Consider the following 958-nt stretch of genomic DNA (forward strand, 5'->3'; position numbering starts at 1 on the left):
GGCAGACCCACGCGAGTGAACCTACGTGGGTGGTTCAGGCGTGGGTGAGCGCGATGAGCGCGACGTTCATGGTGCTGTAGAGGCCCTCGGACCGCGTCGCCTGGCGCACGCGTCCGCGGAGCACCTCGTACCGGCCGTCGTGCTCCCGCACGAAGCCGATGACCCCGCTCGCGGGGGTCGACACGCGGTGGTAGCCGTCCTCGAGTGGGACGACCTCGGTGCTGGTTGTTCGCTCCATCGCAGTTCCCCTGTCTCGTTCGTCGTCGAACGCTCCACGAGCATACCCCGGCTCGGGGTACAACACTTCCACAGACCAGACGTTCCACGAGGGTTCGCCCGGAGTCTGTCCGAGGGCTGCGCCGCGTGGATAGACTCCGGGCAACAGCGCTCCGGGGCGCGGTTCCGGGGCTGCTCGGACGGCGACCACGGCGACGGACGGAGGACGGATGCGAGCGGTCCAGGGCGGATCGGCCACGGGCAGGACGAGGACCGACAGGGGGACGCCGGGACGGATCGGACGCATGGCCGCAGCGCTCCTGGCAGGGTTCCTCGTGCTCGCGCCGGCAGCCACGGCACACGCGACCGCACCGGTCGACCTGGATGGCGCGTACGTGCTCGACGAGGCCGACGTGCTCAGCTCCTCGCAGCAGTCGCAGGTCGAGGACGCCGTCCAGAAGCTCTACGCGGACACGAAGACCCAGCTCTACGTCGTGTTCGTGCCGGAGTTCACCGACCCGTCCGACCACACCGCGTGGGGCACCGCGACGCTGTCCGCGAACCAGATCGACTCGGACGGGATCCTGCTGTCCGTCGCCGTGGACGAGCGGAACTACGACGTCCAGCAGACCAACGAGACGAGCATCTCGGAGTCGGACGTCAAGAGCGCGGTGGACGACGACCTGGTGCCCGGCGCTGAAACAGAGCGACTGGTCGGGCGCGGCCTGGCGTTTGCGAACGG

Annotated in this window: 2 protein-coding genes; one reads left to right on the plus strand and one right to left on the minus strand. The window is 69.3% G+C overall.

Annotation, left to right across the window (positions count from 1 at the left end):
- Positions 1-34: 34 nt before the first annotated feature.
- On the minus strand, positions 35-238 hold the full coding sequence (locus I5E_RS03110) for a hypothetical protein (protein WP_022905704.1): 204 nt from the start codon (positions 236-238) through the stop codon (positions 35-37).
- A 283-nt stretch (positions 239-521) separates the two neighbouring features.
- Between I5E_RS03110 and I5E_RS03115 the strand changes: the two genes are divergently transcribed.
- Positions 522-958: TPM domain-containing protein (locus I5E_RS03115; RefSeq protein ID WP_031261312.1), on the plus strand; the 437-nt coding region annotated here is incomplete at its 3' end.

Source organism: Curtobacterium sp. B18, assembly GCF_000333375.1.
Taxonomy (GTDB): Bacteria; Actinomycetota; Actinomycetes; order Actinomycetales; family Microbacteriaceae; genus Curtobacterium.